Annotated in this window: 9 protein-coding genes and 1 tRNA gene; 9 read left to right on the top strand and 1 reads right to left on the bottom strand. The window is 60.6% G+C overall.

All coding sequences use genetic code 11. The annotated features are described in order from the left end of the window. Nucleotides 1–50 precede the first annotated feature (50 nt). Nucleotides 51–824 carry a type III pantothenate kinase gene (locus tag I4W09_RS01345; RefSeq protein ID WP_196031367.1) on the bottom strand — a complete coding sequence of 258 codons (774 nt, stop codon included), beginning with the start codon at nt 822–824 and terminating at the stop codon, nt 51–53. 196 nt (nt 825–1,020) lie between these two features. Here I4W09_RS01345 and I4W09_RS01340 point away from each other — a divergent pair. From I4W09_RS01340 to I4W09_RS01300, 9 genes are all read left to right on the top strand, one after another. Further along, nucleotides 1,021–1,097, top strand: a tRNA-Met gene (locus I4W09_RS01340). A 286-nt stretch (nt 1,098–1,383) separates the two neighbouring features. Beyond that, on the top strand, nt 1,384–3,414 hold the full coding sequence (gene bilR / locus I4W09_RS01335; protein WP_230318603.1) for a bilirubin reductase, long form: 2,031 nt from the start codon (nt 1,384–1,386) through the stop codon (nt 3,412–3,414). Nucleotides 3,415–3,863: 449 nt separating this feature from the next. Beyond that, nucleotides 3,864–4,259: a helix-turn-helix domain-containing protein gene (locus tag I4W09_RS01330; RefSeq protein WP_035136573.1), complete on the top strand. Its 396-nt coding sequence runs from the start codon at nt 3,864–3,866 to the stop codon at nt 4,257–4,259. 285 nt (nt 4,260–4,544) lie between these two features. After that, complete coding sequence (locus tag I4W09_RS01325) at nt 4,545–7,427, top strand: proton-conducting transporter transmembrane domain-containing protein (RefSeq protein ID WP_196031365.1); 2,883 nt, start codon at nt 4,545–4,547, stop codon at nt 7,425–7,427. A 12-nt stretch (nt 7,428–7,439) separates the two neighbouring features. Beyond that, a complete protein-coding gene (locus tag I4W09_RS01320) occupies nt 7,440–8,060 on the top strand; it encodes an NADH-quinone oxidoreductase subunit B family protein (protein ID WP_196031364.1) in 621 nt (206 codons plus the stop codon). Continuing rightward, nucleotides 8,060–8,779, top strand: a complete 720-nt coding sequence (locus tag I4W09_RS01315; protein WP_138113716.1) for an NADH-quinone oxidoreductase subunit C — start codon at nt 8,060–8,062, stop codon at nt 8,777–8,779. Before I4W09_RS01320 ends, I4W09_RS01315 begins: the two co-directional genes overlap by 1 nt. A gap of 5 nt (nt 8,780–8,784) precedes the next feature. After that, entirely contained in the window at nt 8,785–9,873 is a 1,089-nt protein-coding gene (locus I4W09_RS01310) for a hydrogenase large subunit (RefSeq protein WP_161178024.1), read from the top strand. A gap of 7 nt (nt 9,874–9,880) precedes the next feature. Further along, complete coding sequence (locus I4W09_RS01305; RefSeq protein ID WP_138113720.1) at nt 9,881–10,222, top strand: 4Fe-4S dicluster domain-containing protein; 342 nt, start codon at nt 9,881–9,883, stop codon at nt 10,220–10,222. Nucleotides 10,223–10,941: 719 nt separating this feature from the next. Beyond that, on the top strand, nt 10,942–18,345 hold the full coding sequence (locus I4W09_RS01300) for a Spy0128 family protein (protein WP_196031363.1): 7,404 nt from the start codon (nt 10,942–10,944) through the stop codon (nt 18,343–18,345). The last annotated feature ends 148 nt before the right edge of the window (nt 18,346–18,493 follow it).

Below are 18,493 nucleotides of genomic sequence, written 5' to 3'. Positions count from 1 at the left end.
TGCGTTGCCTAGTTCGCCGCTCGCGCCCGTGCTCGACTTAAGCCCCTGCTCTATCCCAGCTTCTGCATGCGGCGGTAGATTTCGCAGATGCCCTTGATGGTGAGTTGGCCGTCTACCACGTCGAAGGCATCGGTCGAGCCGGCGACGATGCCGGCGAGGCCGCCCGTGGCGATAACGGTGGCATCGTCGCGGCCCAGCTCGCGCTTCATGCGCGCGACCAGGCCTTCGGCCATGGCGGCGGCGCCCATCACGGCGCCGACCTTGATGCACTCCTCGGTATCGCGGCCGATGGCGTGCTCGGGCGCCTCGAGCGGCACGCTGGCGAGCTTGGCGGCACGGGCGGCAAGCGCGTCCATGGAGATGCGAATGCCCGGCGCGATCGCTCCGCCAATGTAATAACCGTCCTCATCGATGACGTCGATATTGGTCGCGGTGCCAAAGTCCACCACGATTGCCGGCGCGCCGTAGAAAGTTTCGGCCGCAACGGCGTTAGCGACGCGATCGGCGCCTACGGCTTGGGGACGCGCCGCGCGCAGCTTGGTCACCGCGGCCGTCTGCGGCCCGATGACGATGGCGTCCGCGGCAATGCGGTCGGCCACGGCGTGCCATTCGCGCGAGAGCTGCGGCACCACGCCGGCAAAGGCGATCGCGTCGACCGCGTCGAGCGAAAGGCCGTACATCTTAAAGAAACCCATCAGGCGCACATGGATCTCGTCGGCGGTATAGGAGCGGTCGGTGGGCATGCGCCACGACTGCACCAGCTCGTCTCCGTCAAACAGGCCCATGGCCGTCTGCGTGTTTCCCATATCGATAGCGAGCAGCATGTCTACTCCCAGTGTTGGCATAAAAGGACGCGCACCATTGTATACGCGTCGCCGACGGCACTCGGCTGCGATTCGTTTACGGTGATAGGGGCTGAGGGGTTTAAATATGAAGGAATTATGCTCCACGAGTTTTTCCTTGCCGTTTACCGAACTCCCGCGTAATATTCTTTCTTGCGCACATGAGGCGCCCAGACATTGCGGGGTGGAGCAGTCTGGTAGCTCGCCGGGCTCATAACCCGGAGGTCGTAGGTTCAAATCCTGCCCCCGCGACCAAGAACTTGCAGCTCGTCGGCCTAGCAGACGAGCTTTTTTGTTATTGCGGGTCAATGTTTTCGACCCAGCTCTCAACTTCCCAAACAAAATCTCAATCTGTAACATCTAGATCCGATTTGGGCGGCTAGGTGTTACAGATCGAGAAAAACCCGCTGTTGGGCTCATCCCATCCACCTGCCGCTACCTGCTGTCCGCCGATTTCCGTTGCGCTGCTGTATTCCCATGCCATATCCTCTAGATAACTACGCGGCATCATCGCCGCCGCGCCTACAAGAGAGGAATGTCCATGACCACACCTGCATCCAAGCTGCTCCAGCCCATTACGGTTGGCCCCCTTGAGCTCAAGAACCGCATTATGTTTCCGCCGCTGACCACCGGCTACGAGGAGCGTGACGGTTCCATCGGCGAGCGCAGCCTGGCTTTTTACGAGCGCTTGGCCCGTGGCGGCGTGAGCTACATCGTCATCGGCGACGTCGCTCCCGTCATGACCGCAAGCCCCACGCCCAAGCTGGCAACCGACGCCCAGATCCCCACGTTTAAGGCGCTGGCCGATGCCGTCCACAAGCACGGCGCCAAGGTCGCGCTGCAGCTGTTCCACCCCGAGTACGATGTGCCCGGTGTCGGCCGCATGGTCATGGGCTCCATGGCTGCCGCCAAGGCCGCGCAGGAGGCCAAGGCCGCCGGCGACGAGGAGACCTTTGCCGCCAAGATGGCCGAGTCCAACGAGATCCGCAACCAGGCCTACGCCAAGCTGCACCACGACATGCAGCACTTTGTGAACGAGGCGAGCGTAGAGCAGCTCACCCAGATCAAGGAGGCCATCGCCGCCTCGGCCGCCCGCGCGGAGCAGGCCGGCATCGACGCCATCGAGGTCCACGGCGACCGCTTGGTGGGTTCGCTGTGCTCGGCCATCCTCAACCAGCGCGCCGACGAGTACGGCGGCTCGTTCGAGAACCGCGTCCGCTACGCGCTGGAGGTCGTCGCCGCCATTAAGGAAGCCGCGCCGCAGCTGATGGTGGAGTACAAGCTCCCCGTGATCATGGAGAACCCCGACGGCACGCCGCGCGGCAAGGGTGGCCTGCAGCCCGACGAGGCCTGCGAGTTTGCCAAGCTGCTCGAGGGCGCGGGCATCGATATGATTCAGGTCGCACAGGCCAACCACACCGGCAACATGGGCGACACCATTCCGCCCATGGGCGCCATGCCCTACAACTGGACGCTGCCCGTGGCCGAGCGCGTCAAGGCCCTGGTCTCCGTGCCGGTGGCAACCGTCGGCCGCGTTGTCTCGGTTGAGGCCGGCGAGAAGATTCTGGAAGACGGCGCGGCCGATATCATCGCCTATGGCCGCTCGCTCATGTGCGACCCCGACATTGCGCTGAAGGCCGCCACGGGTGAGCCCATCCGCGAGTGCCTCAACTGCAACAAGGGCTGCGTCGACGCGATTCAAAATCGCAAGTACATCTCGTGCGTGCTCAATGCCGAGAACGGCGACGAGGCGACCATCGCCATTAAGCCGGGCGAGGGCGACAAGAAGATCGCCGTGGTGGGCGGCGGCATCGCCGGCCTGGAGGCCGCACGCGTGGCGGCCAAGCGCGGCTACGACGTGACCATCTACGAGGCGAGCGATCACTTGGGCGGCCAGATTGTGCTGGCGGCTGCGCCTCCGCGCAAGGACGAGATCATGCGCTCGGTCGAGTACTACGAGAAGATTCTGCCTGGCCTGGGCGTGAAGGTCGAGCTCAACCACGTCGCTAGCCCCGCGGACCTCAACGCCGCCGATGCCGCGATTGTGGCTGTGGGCGCGCACGACGTGGTCATCCCCGTTCCGGGTGGCGACTCGGACAAGGTCGTCTCGAGCTGGGACGTGCTGGCCGGCAAGGTGGAGCTCAGCGGCCGCGTCGCCGTCATTGGCGGTGGCCTGGTGGGCACCGAGACCGCCGAGTATCTGCTGCAGCACGGCTGCGAGGTGGCGATCGTGGAGATGCTCGACAAGATTGCCGCGGGCGAGTCCGAGACCATTCTGCCGCTGATTATGAGCGACTTTGCCGAGCACAACGTGGAGCAGCACGTGAAGACCCGCCTGACCGCCATTACCGACGAGGGCGTGGAGGCTGTTCGCACCACCGAGGACGGCGCCGAGGAGCCGGTGAAGATCGCCTGCGATTACGTGGTGATGGCCGTGGGCTCCAAGGCCAACGCGTTTGACCTGGATGGCGTGACGGTGCCCGTGACCTGCGTGGGCGACTGCTCGGGTGAGCGCACCGCCGACATTGCGAGCGCCATTCGCACGGCGTATCACGCGGCCAACGAGCTGTAGTTGAACATCGCGGCCAGGCGGGGCGGTAGCACGGATCCGTCTCGCCCGGCTGTGCCCCGTCGGGTGTCAACCGGTGCGGGGCCTGCAAGCGCAGCAGGTCCCGCCCTTTTTGTTTTGCTCCGGTGGATGGCAATGCGCGGTAACCATGAGGAGTGAGGACGTCTACTGCCTCGCAGATCACTCAAAATTATTGGGGGAGGGGTTAATAACTATATCCTCTATATCAAAGGACATAAAGAGATGCCAATTTTGTTGACAAGCGAATGACGATTAGCTGCGAGTCAGCTACCAGCGTAAATAATCGATAAAGAAATGTCGTAATTTGGTGCAAAATGCCCAGATAACGCCGCGTCTATTTTAATTAACTGCTTTGAGCAAACAGTAAAATGCTACTATCTAACTTGCACGTAAGAAAGCAGATTAACGGTTAAGGCTAAGAAGTGGCAGGTATGTCGGAAGCAACTAGGACTCGCACGCATGCGCCCGAGGTTAGGCAGCGCGCCGTCGAGATCCTCCAAGAGGGGGTCGGTCATCGCGCCCTCGCCGCGGAGCTTGGCATTCCCCAGGCCACGGCTCGTCAGTGGGCCCGCGCGTATGCCGTGGGCGGTGCCGACGCCGTTCTCAATGCCGGTTCGCATCATCACACCTACTCGTACGACGTAAAGCTCGCTGTGGTTAAGGACCGTCTGGAAAACGGCTTGACGGTTCGCGAGGCCATGATCAAGCACAAGATTCCCAGCGAGTCTTCGGTCAAGGCTTGGTGCCGTCAGTACCGCGAGAGCGGTGAGGCCGCACTGGTCGATAAGCCGCGCGGTCGCAAGCCGCGCGTTAAAAAGGCGGAATAGCAAACGGGATGGTGCGCCCATAGGGGCGCATTTTTCTTGCCGCGCCAACTTTTTGGACCGGCGCGAGCCTGTCGGGACATCCTCCAACGTGGCCAATAAACCGCGCGCAGTGGCCCGCGCGCCTGTCGCTGCGATAGGGGAGCGTCGCCCCACTGCTCCAAAGCGGACGTGCCCTTACCCCGTACGCCTAAAACTCCCCAGTTGACCGAAAACCTGCCGCCGCTGCTCCTCAATTGAGCTATAACGTTAAACAATTGCAGCGTTTTTGCATGGGGGAGTGATGGTATGACGCTACTGTATTTCCTTACCCTGTTTCCGCTGGTACCGGCGCTGAGCATGCTGCTCGCGCGCGGTGACCGCGCCCGCGATGCGGTGGGGCTCATAGGTTCCGGCATTATTATGGCGGTGACGGTTGTAGTCGCCGTCATGTTTTTTGGCACGGGTCCGCAGAGCTTTGAGGTTGCCCCCGGTACATCGCATGTGCTCTCGATCATCAGCTCCGTCATCGACGTCATCCTGTGCGCCGTCATCCTATACAACGCGTACAAATATAGGAACGCGCTCACCACGGTGCTCGGCATAGTCCAACTGGTGGGCTCGCTCGCCTTTGCAGCCATGACGCTGCCCGCGACCGAAGCCGTCACCGCAACCCCGCTCTACCTGGACTACATGAGTGTGATCATGGTGCTCGCCGTTGGCATTGTCGGCAGCCTTATCTGCGTGTATGCCCTGGGCTACATGAAGGACTTCCAGGCCCATGACGAGCACGAGGCCGCGCTGCGCGGGCAGACCGCGCCCGACCGTCGCCCGCAGTTCCTGGCGCTCATGTTCCTGTTCCTCTCGGCCATGTTCGTCATCGTGACGAGCGACAACCTTGAGTGGCTGTTCTGCGGCTGGGAAATCACCACCGTGTGCTCGTTCCTCATGATTGGCTACACGCGCACGCCCGAGGCCATCAAAAACGCCTTCACCCAGATCATCCTCAACATGCTGGGCGGCATCGCGTTTTTGGCGGGCCTTATGTTTCTGCACGTCAACGGCATGCCGCTGACCATCTCGGGCATGATCGAGCTTTCCGGCGCCGGTACCGCGCAGTCCGCACTGCTGGTGATGCCGGTCGTCCTGCTATCGCTCGCCGCCCTTACCAAGGCCGCACAGATGCCGTTCCACACTTGGCTGCTGGGCGCCATGGTTGCCCCCACGCCCACGAGCGCCCTGCTGCACTCGTCAACCATGGTCAAAGCCGGCGTGTTCCTGATGGTCAAGCTGAGCCCGCTCTATGCCATCTATCCCGTGACCGGCTTTATGGTCACGAGTGTGGGTGCCATCACGTTTTTGCTCGCTGCCCTCATGGCCATCTCGCAGAGCAACGCCAAGCGTGTGCTCGCGTACTCCACCATTTCCAACTTGGGCCTCATCAGTGCCTGCTTGGGTGTCGGCGCGCCCGAGGCCGTATGGGCGGCCATCTTCCTGATCCTGTTCCACACGGTGGCAAAGTCGTTGCTGTTCCTGTGCGTGGGCACGGCCGAGCATCATATCGGCAGCCGCAATATCGAGGACATGGACGGTATGTTCAGCCGCATGCCGCACCTGACGCGCCTGATGATGCTGGGCATCATGGGCATGTTTGTGGCGCCGTTTGGCATGCTCGTGTCCAAGTGGGGCGCCCTGGTGGCGTTTGCCCAGACCGGCAACGTGCTCATGATCATGGTTCTGGCCTTTGGCTCGGCCGCGACGTTTTACTTCTGGGGCAAGTGGCTTGCCAAGCTTTCGGGCGTCGACCCCACGGCTCAAAACGTTGAGGTCAATGTTCATAAGACCGAATGGATGGCCCTCAACACCATCGCCGCGCTGCTGATTCTGTGCTGCGTGGCGTTCCCGGTTATCTCGAGCGGTCTGGTGTCGCCTTACTTGGCCATGGTGTTTGGCCGCGTGCCGTACGTTATCGGCAAGGACGCCATGTATCTGATGGTGGTTATCGTGGCGTTTATCGCCGTGGTGCTGCTGACTTCATTCCGCGTGAGCAATAAGCCGCACGTCAACGTGTACCTTTCGGGCGTGGGAACCGATAAATATCGCCATTTCCGCGGCTCGATGGGACACGAGGTAAAGGCTGAAAAGCGCAATTGGTACTCGGAGGACGCCCTTGGCGAGAAGCGTATTGGTCCCGCGGGTAGCGTCGTGTGCTGCAGTATTATCTTGTTTGCGCTGCTGTGTTGCGCGTGGATTGGGCCCGAGCGGCTTGCCATGAGTGCGCCCTCGGTGCTGCGCGGCAAGTATTTTGAAGGCTCGGGCGTCGTGGGCATATTTATTGGTACCGTGGTGTTTGCCCTGCTGGCGCCTTTGGTTGGTGGCCTGATCGACGGCGTTGACCGCAAACTTTCGGCCCGTATGCAGGGCCGCGTGGGCCCGCGCCTGCTCCAGCCTTTCTACGACGTTGCCAAGCTGCTGCGCAAAGCCCCTGCCAGCGTAAACACCATGGACGATACCTATATGGCGTGCGCGCTCATCTTTACCGTCGTGGGCGGCGGCATCTTTGTGTCGGGCTCTAACACGCTACTGTGCGCTTTTATGGTGACGCTCGCCGCGATCTTTGTGGTGTTGGCGTCCGCCTCGACGCAAAGCCCGTTTGCCCAGGTTGGCGCCGATCGTGAGTTACTGCAGGTTATGAGTTACGAGCCCGCCGTTTTGCTGATGAGCGTGGGCCTGTACCTTGCCACCGACAGCTTTGATTCCATCGCCGTGACGGGGCAGTCGGCCCCCATCATCGTGTACAGCGCGCCCATTTTCCTGGCGCTGCTCGCGGTGCTTACCATCAAGCTGCGCAAGTCGCCGTTTGACCTTTCGTACTCGCATCACGCGCATCAGGAGATCGTCCAGGGCGTCGCCACCGAGATGAGCGGCGGCACGCTGGCCAAGATGACCCTTATGCACTGGTGCGAGACCGTGCTGTTTTTGATGTGGGTGGGCATGTTCTTTGTTTGGGACAACCCCGTGAGCTGGGTTGTAGCCCTGGTCGTGATGGCCGCGACGTATTTTGTCGAGGTCCTGATCGACAACACCTTCGCACGCAGCACCTGGCGCAGCTGCTTTAGGCTCGGATGGGGCGTGGCGCTGGTGTTTGGCCTGCTCAACCTTATGCCCATCCTCGTTGACGTGTTTATTTAGGAGGCGGCATCCATGGATCATAAAATGTCGCGCTCGCCGTGGGTTATTCATTACGACGGTTCGAGCTGCAACGGATGCGATATCGAGGTGCTGGCCTCGCTCACGCCGCTGTTCGATGCGGAGCGCTTTGGCGTGGTCAACACCGGCAACCCCAAGCATGCGGATATCTTTTTGGTGACGGGGTCGGTCAATGCCCAGAACCTGCCCGTCGTGCGCCAGATTTACAACCAGATGCTCGAGCCCAAGTGCGTGGTGGCGTGCGGTATCTGCGCGTGTTCGGGCGGCGTATTCCGCGATGCCTATAACGTGATCGGCGGCGTGGACCGCGCGATTCCCGTGGACGTGTACGCGCCCGGGTGTGCCATTCGCCCCGAGACGGTGATCGATGCCATCGTGGAGGCGTGCGGCATCCTGGACCAGAAGGAGGCCGTGATGCGCGCCGGCGGCGACCCGCTTACCGTGGGCGGTGCCACTACTTGGGACGGTGGCGTTGAGCTGGGCGAGGACGGGTTTGTGGCTGCAGCTGGGGCCGGGGCTGACGGTGCCGGTGACGCGCCTGCCGAGAAACCCGCAGCGCCTGCCGCTGGTGACGCACCTGCTGAGACGCCCGTCGCTGCAAAGGAGGCCGAGTAATGCAAAAGGCTATCTATACCACCGTCGGGCTCGACGAGCTCCTGCCGCATGTGCAGGCGCTCAAGGGCGTCGGCGCGCGCTTTGTGCAAATGCACGCCGAGCGCTGTGTGGACGACGGATCGTATCGCCTGGTCTATACGTTTATCAACGTCCGTGCTGCTCAGGAGCAGATTGCGCAGGACGGCAGCTATGCGATCGAGAACCTGGTGGTTGAGGGAATTAATCAGTACCAGGAGATTCCGTCCATCAGCTCGTACTATCCGGCAGTATTCCCGTTTGAAAACGAAGCGCACGACCTGTTTGGTTTTGCCATTACCGATATGCAGATTGACTTTAAGGGCTTTTTCTACCAGGTCTCGACTGCCGAGCCCATGAGCGTTATCACGCCCGAGGTGAAGGCCGCGCGCGAGAAAGCCATGAAGGTCCGTGCCGCTGCCGAGGCCAAGGCGCGCAAGGCCGCGGCCGAGAAGGCTGCTACTGCCACGGCCGCTGCGGGGGAGGGCACTGCGGGCGCTGGCGATGCTGCGGGCGCTGCCGTCGCTCAGCCCGCTGCGGCTGCCGGCTCCGATGCTCAGCACGATGAAACTGCTGCGAAGGCCGCGCTCAAGGCTGCCGAGATGGAGGCAAAGCTCGCCGCCATGGATCCCGAGAAAGCGGCCAAGGTCCGCGCGGCGCTTGCCGCCAAGGCCGCCCGCGACAAGCAGAAAAAGGAGGCGTAAGGTCCATGGCACATCGCTCCGTTATTCCGTTTGGCCCGCAGCACCCGGTGCTGCCCGAGCCGCTTCATCTGGACCTGGTAATCGAGGACGACCGCGTCATCGAGGCAATTCCGCAGATCGGCTTTGTGCACCGCGGGCTCGAGAAGCTCACCGAAAAGCGCGACATGCACCAGTTTGGCTACATCGCCGAGCGCATCTGTGGCATCTGCGCCGTGGGCCACAGCTACGGTTATGCCAGCGCCTGCGAGCGCATGCTCGACATCGAGGTGCCCGGCCGCGTGCAGTATATCCGCACCATTTTGCACGAGCTTTCGCGTATTCATTCGCACCTGTTGTGGCTGGGTCTGCTCGCCGACGCCTTTGGCTTCGAGGCACTGTTCTATCGGTCGTGGACCCTGCGCGAGCAGATTCTCAAGATCTTCGAGAGCACGTGCGGTGGCCGCGTGATTCTGTCGATTAACGAGATCGGCGGCCTTAAGCACGATATCGAGGACTCCGAGCTGGCCGGAATTGTCCAGACGCTCGATGCCATGCGTCCCGACTACGAGGCCCTGGTGCATACGTTTTTGGACGATGACAGCTGCGGCGAGCGCTTGCATGGCGTGGGTGTGATCAGCAAGAAAGATGCGCTGGATCTGTCGATGGTCGGCCCGTTTGGGCGCGCCTCGGGCGTGGATTACGACGTGCGCATGTTTGGTGACGGTGCCTATGCGGATTTGGTTGCGTTTGAGCCCATCGTTGCTACCGATGGCGATTGCTATGCCCGCTGCCAGGTGCGCTGTGCCGAGGTCACGCAGGCCATGGACATCATTAAGGAGCTTGTGGGCAAGATTCCGCACGACGGGATAGGCGGGCGCACCAAGCTTACACCGGCCGACGGCGCACGCGGCGAGGTTGTGATTGAGCAGCCGCGCGGCGAGGCGTATTACTATGTGCGCGGTAACGGCACCAAGAACCTGGACCGCTTCCGCGTGCGCACGCCGACGTCGCAGAACCTGGCGGGTCTGACACATGCGCTGCAGGGCGTGCTCCTTGCCAACGTGCCCATGATTATCCTGACCATCGACCCCTGCATTAGCTGCACGGAAAGGTAGGCGCGGCATGAGTTTACTGACATTTGCCAAGACGGCCTTAGGTTCTATGGTCAAGCAGCCGGTCACGGTGCGCTATCCGCAGGAGAAGCTGACGGCACCCGAGCGCTTGCGCGGGCATATCGTCAACGACATGGACGTGTGCATCTGCTGCGGCATGTGCGCGCGCCGCTGCCCGGCGGGCGCGCTCGCGGTCGATCGCAAGGGCGGTACCTGGTCGATCGACCCGTACGCTTGCGTGGTGTGCGGCGAGTGCATCGAGAGCTGTCCTAAACACTGCCTGACTATGGACACTGCCCGCACTCCAGTCGCGGCGGACAAGACTCCCACGGTAGAAACCAAGCCGGAGTAACGCTGGGATAGAACTGGAATAGGGGCCGGTGGGGCAATTTTGCCCCACCGGCCCCGCACTTAAACGCGCGGTTGGGCCGCCACGAACAAAACTATGCCGGATTACGGGGCTGGATAGCGGACCCTCGGCCATACCGAAAATCGCAAAAACAAAACCGCAGGTAGATAGCCTGCCGTTTTTCAAAAAATGAGGGTATGGATGAGGGTTCCGACTTTAGCCCCGTAATCCGGCATAGTTTTGAAATGGCACCATATCCATAACAGCCCTTGATCTCCCGGGGACGGAGGAAAACGGGTCATTTTGGCCTTGCGAGGGCTGCCACGTGACCCGTTTGCCACGAAATGGGCCCATCTACTACGTTTAGGCTGCTACCCTCAACCATGGCGAACAACGCAAAAACAAAACCGCAGGTAAATTGCCCGCGGTTTTTCATGAAACGCGGCTATGGTCAGGGGTATCGGGTCAAACGTAGTAGACGGGCCGGTTTCGTGGCGAGCGCCATCGACTGCCCCCTTTGGGGACGGAGGAAAGCGGATCATTTTTGCCTGATGGCTCCGAGTCGCACCCGTTTTCCTGCGAAAACGCCGTGTCTCAACTTTGGTGAGACATTTGTCTCACGCCCAAAACAGAATCTGGAACATGTGTCACCTGCCCAAATTGTGTCTCATTTCGTAACTTTAGGCTGTTGCAAGGTCTGAGACCGCGAGAAGGGAGACGCGATGAGTAAGTACACGAGGGGTCTCTTGGCGGTGATACTGGCCGTGGTGCTGGTGTTGCCGGCTGCAGCATTTGCCATGCTGCCCGAGGCCAACGCCAGGTCCAGCACAGGAATGGACGGACCGACAGCGACCGGGACGGTCGTCGACCCCGACACCAGCAACCACTGGAAGTTCTGGGCCGGCGGCTATGACGGCAAAGAAGTAACAACTCAAAACGTCGGCCGAATCTGGACCGACAAGACGGTCAAGGCGGTCGAGAACGGAGATTCGGATTTCCTGACCACGTTGTCGGCCATCTCTTCGACATCCGATACGACGATTTCCGGAAAACCGCTCGATATTGTGATGGTGTTGGATGCTTCTGGCTCGATGAGTGATCCTATGGGCGACGGAGGCTCCACCAAGCGCATCGATGCGCTGAAGACGGCCGCCAATCGCTTTATTGACACCATCGCCACGCAAAACCAAAGCATCACAGATGAATCCAAACAGCATCAGGTTGCCATCGTTAAGTTTGCAGGCGATAAGACTACTGAGGTTGGCAACAAAACATATCGCGATGGTTGGTGGGGACCCACCTGCAACTATTCGCAGACCATGAAGAATCTGACGCCCTGCAAGGACAAAGGTGCGGAGAGCCTAAAGAGCACGGTCAACTCTATCAGTCCTGACGGTTCCACGCGCGCCGACTATGGCTTGGAGCTGGCTGATGAGCAATTTTCGCTCGGTCGCGCCGACGCCAAGAAGATCGTCGTCTTCTTCACCGATGGCTCGCCTACGAGTTACAGCGACTTTGAGAACGAGGTGGCAAATAGCGCCGTCAACACCGCCAAGAAGATCAAGGATAAAGGTGCCGACATTTATACGATCGGTATCTTTAGCGGCGTAAACCCCAGTGCCGTCCCCACGGCTGAAGGCACAAGCAGAGAGAATAAGTTCATGCATGCTGTGTCGAGCAACTATCCGAGCGCCTCGTCAAGCATTACTTATGAGGGCCGCCGTGAAAAGTGGGTCATCGACTATGGCACACGTGCGGAAAACTCCGATTACTACAAGTCGGCAACCAGCGCCGACGAGCTCGAGAAGATCTTCGAAGAGATCTCGGGAAGCATTATCCAGGCTGGTTACCCGACAGAGGTCCATGGCGGTTATGGCGAGCATGAGTCCGGCTACATTACGTTCACCGATAAGCTGGGTGACTTTATGCAGGTCGACAACTTTACATCTGTCGTGTACAACGGCGAGACGTTTGACGATCTGAAAATGAAGACCGAAGGCAACGTCGATACCTATACATTTACTGGTGCCGCCGCGAACCTGGTCATCACCGTTCAGCATGCCGAAGAAGGCAAGTCTCAGACCGGCGATATCGTAACAGTCAAGATTCCCGCGTCGCTGATTCCGCTGCGCCAATTTAAGATCACCGATGGTGTTCTTACGGTCGACAATACTGAGCCCATCCAGGTGAACTACACCTCGAGCGTTAAGAAAGACGCGCTCGATAATCTGTTTACGCCTGAGCAGGTAGTGGGGCTTAAGGACTACATCAAGAGCAATACGATCACCGCGGAGGACGGCTCCAAGACCGTTAACTTCTACGCGAACAAGTGGAATGGCGGCACGCTGGGCGATACGATTGCGAACTTTGAGCCCGCCGATTCCAACCGTTATTACTATTTCCAGAAGCAGACTCCCATTTATGTGGATAAGAACTGCACAACGCCTGCGACGGGCTCGCTGGCTGCCGAGGGCATCTATTACTATAAGGATGAGTTCGAGGCGAAAGGCACAGACAGTAAGGTCGAGCCCCGCACAGCTATTATTGAGTTTACCGGTGGACATGCCGCGCAGTTTGAGGGCGCAATCGTGCGCGATGCGAGCGGCAACCTGTCGTTTAGTGAGGGAACCGCGCGACTAGCCTTTATTGACGAACTTCATACCACCAAGGAACTCGTGGGCGGCAACCCTACTGGTACCGCGGCCGACGTGCTCAATCCCAAGTGGAACAACACGTCTGCCAAGTCGGACGCCACGGAGGTTGACGTTCACCTGGGCAACAACGGCAAGATCAGCTTTAACGTGACGCCGGCAACGGTGGATACCAAGACGAGCTTTGGCCTGACCAAGGCGCTCGAGGGCCGCGACTGGACGGATACGGATGAGTTTAAGTTTGAGCTCTCCGCGACGCCCAAGAATGACGCTCCGATGCCTGCATCCACGGACGCGACCGTGCACAAACCCGACCCGGACGGCAAGGGCAAGGCTGCCATTGACTTCGGCGAGATCACCTTCAACAAGCCGGGCGAGTACACCTATGAGGTCCGCGAGGTCAAGGGCGACGCCGGTGGCATCACCTACAGCGATAACGTTGCCACGTTCAAAGTGACCGTGACGGTTGAGGCCACGGGTGGGCTTAAGGCTGACGTTGAAAAGATCTCGGGCGAGCGCGAGTTCAAGAACACTTATAGCGCCAAGACGGAAACCCCGCTGACTCTTGAGGCTACCAAGACGCTCTCAGGGCGTCCGATGGCCGATGACGAATTCAAGTTTGCACTGAGCTATGCGGGGCACGACGAGGTTCTGTTGAATGCAACCAACAAGGGTGGCAAGGTTGAGTTCGGTCCGCTGACGTACACGACCAAGTCGCTCGCCAAGCTGGTCGAGGAAGGCAAGGCATCGCTTGATGCTAGCTCAGACAAACCGACGTGGACCATTCATTACATTGCTGCCGAGCAGACCGGCAAGCTGCATGCGGGCGTGAGCGCCACCGTGTCGGCAATTGACGCATGTGTAACCGTTGTCGACAACGGCGATGGTACCCTGACGGCGACGGCTGTCTACGGCGATGCCGGCAACGAGTTCGTGAACACCTACACTGCCGCGCCTGCCGAGGCATCGCTTGTGGGCAAGAAGAATCTGCAGGTTCCTAATGGCCTGACCCCGGCTGACATTGCCGGCAAGTTCACCTTTACCGTGACCGGTGAAGAGGGCGCACCCATGCCCGCGAACGCGAGCGTGACCAATGATGCCAAGGGCAAGGTCGACTTTGGCAAGATCACCTTTACGCTCGACGACCTTAACAAGGCTCTGGGCGAGAAGCCCGAGAAGCGCGAGCACACCTTTACCTACACCGTGACCGAGTCCGGCGAGGTCGCTGGCGTGACCAACGACGCCAAGCCTCCGCGTACGGTTTCCTACACCGTGACCGATGACAGCAAGGGTAATCTGCGCGTATCCCGCAAGCCGGACGGCGATGCGGCATTTACGTTCACCAATGCCTATAACGTGACGCCTATCGAGTCTCGTGTCACCGACCAGATCACCGCGACCAAGGTCCTGACCGGGCGCGAGCTTGCTGCCGACGAGTTCTCCTTCGAGCTCGTCGAGGGCGAGGGCGCCGAGGTCGTCGCCACCGGCAAGAATGCCGCCGACGGCAAAATCACGATGAGCACCATTGAGTACACCAAGGTCGGCAAGCACACCTACACGCTGCGCGAGGTCCCGGGCGACGCCAATAACGGCATCACTTACGACGGCAAGACCTACACCATAGAGACCGCCGTCAAGGACAACGGCGACGGCACGCTTGGCGTAGAGCACAAGCTGAAGGGCGCCGACGAGGCGAAGTTCACCAACTCCTACAGGCCTGGCTCCAAGGACTCCAGCGTCACCGACCTGATCAAGGCGACCAAGTCACTGACCGGGCGCGACCTCAAGGCCGGCGAGTTCCGTTTCGAGCTCGTCGAGGGCAATAGCGCGGTCTCCACCGGCACCAACAATGCCGACGGCAAGATCGTGATGGACCCCGTCACCTACACCGCGGCTGGCGAGCACACCTACACGCTGCGCGAGACCAAGGCCGGCGCCACCGAAAACGGCATTACTTACAGCACCGCTGAGTACACTATTGTGACCATCGTCAAGGACAACGGCGACGGTACCCTCAGCGTGGAGCATAAGCTGCAGAACGTCGAGAAGGCGATCTTTGAGAACGCCTATAACGTGACGCCCAAGAGCTTCAGTGTTACTGATCAGATCACGGCGACCAAGGTCCTGACCGGGCGCGACCTCAAGGAAGGCGAGTTCTCCTTCGAGCTCGTCGAGGGCGAGGACGCCAAGGTCGTCGCCACCGGCACTAACGCCGCCGACGGCGAGATCACGATGAGCAAGATCATCTACAACGAGCCCGGCAAGCACGCCTACACGCTGCGCGAGGTCCCGGGCGACGCCGGCAACGGCATCACCTACGATGGCAAGACCTACACCATCGAGACCACCGTCACCGACAACGGCAAGGGCGAGCTCAAGGCAAAGCATGAGCTGAAGGGCGCCGACGAGGCGAAGTTCAGCAACAGTTACAAGCCGAATCCTGGCGAGTTCAGCGTCACCGACCAGATCACTGCGAACAAGGTCCTGACCGGGCGTGAGCTCAAGGAAGGCGAGTTCTCCTTCGAGCTCGTCGAGGGCGATAAGGTTGTCGCTACCGGCACTAACGCTGCCGACGGCGCGATCACGATGGGCAAGGTCGCATACGACAAGCCCGGCAAGCACGCCTACACGCTGCGCGAGATCAAGGGCGGAACCACCAGCAAGGGCATCACCTACAGTGACGCCAAGTACACCATCGAGACCACCATCACGGACAACGGCGACGGCACCCTCAAGGCCGAGCATGTCCTGAAGGACGCCACGGCTGCGACTTTCAAGAACACCTACAGCGTGGCCCCGCTCGATGCGGAGCTCGACTTTGACCTGAGCAAGGTCATCAGCGGCCGCGACTGGACGGATGGGGACGAGTTCAGCTTTACCATCACCGCCCCCGAAGACGCCCCACTGCCCGATCCCGCAACCGTAACCGTGAGCAAGAAGGACGCGAAGGACGGCATTGCCGCCATCAAGTTCGGCAAGATTCACTACGCTGCCGCCGGAACCTATAAGTACGAGATTCGCGAGAACGCGGGCAGCACGGTCGGCATGACGTATGACGCGCATGTCGCAACCGCCGAAGTGACCGTGACCGAGAACGGCGATGGCAGCCTGACCGCCAACGTCACCAAGAAGGAAAACGGACGCTTTACCAACACGTACCGCACTGAGCTTAACTACACCGCTGCCGGCGGTCTGTGGCTCAGCAAGTATCTGGATGGCCGCCCCATGACCGAGGGTCAGTTCACCTTTACCGTGACACCTGCTGACGACGCTTCGGCTCGCGCGCTCGGTCTGCTGCCCGGGGCTAATAGCTTCAAGTCCCCCGCAGCGGCAGAGGCAACGGTCGGACTGATCGACATTCTGGCTGGTCATGAGGTTATATTTACGCAGGCTGACGCCGGCAAGACCTTTACGTACACCGTGGCCGAGAAGAACGACGGCCAGCCCGGTTACACCTACGACGACGCCGTGCGCACGGTGACGATCGCCATCGCCGACGACACCGCCGGCACGCTCACTGCTACGACGACCGTTTCCGGCGGTCCCGAGGGCACGCATGAGACGGTCCACAAGAGTGGCGAGAACAAGGTCGAGAAGGCCCTGGTGCCGTTCCACAACAGTTACAGCGCTACGACCAACACGCCTGGCGGCACCGCCGCTCAGGTCGTTGCCACCAAGACTCTGACCGGCCGCCCGATGGCCGACGGCGAGTTCTGGTTCGGCATCGCCTATCAGGGTGAGCTTGTGGCATACGAAAACCTCAAGCCCAATATCGGCGGGCACGTGAGCTTTGATACGCTGCACTACGACACTAAGATGCTTGCTAATCTTGAGGCTGCTGGGCTTGCTTATCGTACCGATAAGGACGGTAAGCTCGCCTGGACCATTAACTACACGGCCTACGAAGATTTATTCGGGCTGCCGAATGGCGTTTCCGCTACAACGTGGAGCTTTGGCTTTAAGGTTATCGTCGTCGACAACGGTGACGGTACCCTGACGGCAACGGTCGACTACGGCGGCGTCGAGCCCTTGTTCGAGAACGTCTACGGCGCCGACGCCGTGGATGCCGCGCTCACCGGTACTAAGAAGCTCCAGGTTGCCGAGGGCCTGACCCCGGCCGACATCACGGGTAAGTTCACCTTTACCGTGACCGCCGACGAGGCAGGTGCCCCGATGCCCGAGCGCACGACCGTAACCAACGACGCAGCCGGTAACGTGGACTTTGGCAAGATCCACTTTACGCTCGAGGACCTCAACCGCGCTCTGGGCGTGAAGGCCGATGCTTCTGACGACGCATCGAGCGATGCCGAGGCCAACGCCGACGAGGCCGAGGTTGACGCCGACGCTGCCGACACCGACGAGTCCAACGACGAGTCCGAGCCTGCGGCCCCCACCGCTCCGCGCTCGCACACCTTTGCCTATACGGTGACCGAGACCGGCAGCGCCCCTGGCGTGACCAACGATGCCAACGCCACGCGCAAGGTTTCCTATACCGTGACTGACGACGGCGCCGGACATCTGAGCGTCAAGCGCGAAGGCGACGACGGTGCTGCCTTCACGTTCACCAACACCTACAGCGTGACGCCTACCGATTCGTCCGTGACCGATCAGGTCAAGACGGTCAAGCGTCTGACCGGCCGCGACCTTGCAGCTGGCGAGTTCACGTTTGAGCTGCTCGAGGACGGTGCGGCTGTCGCTAGCGGTACCAACGACGTCAACGGTAACGTTACGCTGAGCCCGATCCGCTACGAGGCACCCGGTACGCACACGTACACGCTGCGCGAGGCTTGCCCCAACGCGCTCGGCCTGTACAAGGGCGTCACCTATGACGGCACGACCTACACCGTCGTGACCACCGTCTCCGACAATGGTGACGGCACGCTGACCGCGACGCACAAGCTCGAGGGAACTACCGAGTCGGCTGGCTTTACCAACAAGTATCACGCCATGCCTACGCAGGTTTCCATCGGCGCCATCAAGGTGCTCGAGGGACGCGAGCTCAAGAAGGACGAGTTTAGCTTTAAGCTCGTTGGCGAGGACGTAGAGTCTACGGTTACCAACGATGCCGACGGCAAGATCAACTTTGACAAATTTGAGTACAGCGAGCTCGGTACGTACGTCTACACCATCAGCGAAGTCAAGGGCGACGAGGCCGGTATGACCTACGACAAGTCCGTCTTTACCGCGACCGTCAACGTGGTCGATGACGGCGAGGGCAACCTCAAGGCGAACGTCGCCTTTACCAAGGGCGACAGGAGCGTCGAGGGTATCGTGTTCAACAACACGTACAAGAAGCCCGAGACTCCTACGCCGACACCCGATCCCGGCACGCCCAAGACCGTGACGAACATCGTCAAGACGGTCAAGGGTTTCCTGCCCACCACGGGCGACCAGCAGGCTGCCGCTCTGCTTATGGCATTTGTCATCGCCATGGCCGGCGTCGGAGCCCTGGTCTGGGGTATCCGTAAGCGCTAGGCACGCTGGCAGCGCCCGGGGCCAGAAGGCCCCGGGCGGCCGGCGGGGAGCCAGAACATAGCCCCACCCCCAGCCCCAGCCGCCACGGAGGTATCTCCCTCCTCCGTGGCGGCGCTTTTGTGCGTAGGCGAGAAGGGTTCGCCACGAA

This window comes from Collinsella aerofaciens (genome assembly GCF_015670795.1).
In the GTDB taxonomy this organism is placed as follows: Bacteria; Actinomycetota; Coriobacteriia; order Coriobacteriales; family Coriobacteriaceae; genus Collinsella; species Collinsella aerofaciens_Q.
Note: the sequence above shows the minus strand (reverse complement) of the source record. Positions and strands in the feature narration are given on the sequence as shown.

What these genes read in the sequence shown, in the direction of transcription:
- I4W09_RS01310 (WP_161178024.1), top strand. Translation starts at nt 8,785, where the DNA reads ATGGCACATCGCTCCGTTATTCCGTTTGGCCCGCAGCACCCGGTGCTG.
- I4W09_RS01300 (WP_196031363.1), top strand. Translation starts at nt 10,942, where the DNA reads ATGAGTAAGTACACGAGGGGTCTCTTGGCGGTGATACTGGCCGTGGTG.
- I4W09_RS01320 (WP_196031364.1), top strand. Translation starts at nt 7,440, where the DNA reads ATGGATCATAAAATGTCGCGCTCGCCGTGGGTTATTCATTACGACGGT.
- I4W09_RS01330 (WP_035136573.1), top strand. Translation starts at nt 3,864, where the DNA reads ATGTCGGAAGCAACTAGGACTCGCACGCATGCGCCCGAGGTTAGGCAG.
- I4W09_RS01345 (WP_196031367.1), bottom strand. Translation starts at nt 824, where the DNA reads ATGCTGCTCGCTATCGATATGGGAAACACGCAGACGGCCATGGGCCTG.
- I4W09_RS01315 (WP_138113716.1), top strand. Translation starts at nt 8,060, where the DNA reads ATGCAAAAGGCTATCTATACCACCGTCGGGCTCGACGAGCTCCTGCCG.
- I4W09_RS01325 (WP_196031365.1), top strand. Translation starts at nt 4,545, where the DNA reads ATGACGCTACTGTATTTCCTTACCCTGTTTCCGCTGGTACCGGCGCTG.
- I4W09_RS01305 (WP_138113720.1), top strand. Translation starts at nt 9,881, where the DNA reads ATGAGTTTACTGACATTTGCCAAGACGGCCTTAGGTTCTATGGTCAAG.
- bilR (WP_230318603.1), top strand. Translation starts at nt 1,384, where the DNA reads ATGACCACACCTGCATCCAAGCTGCTCCAGCCCATTACGGTTGGCCCC.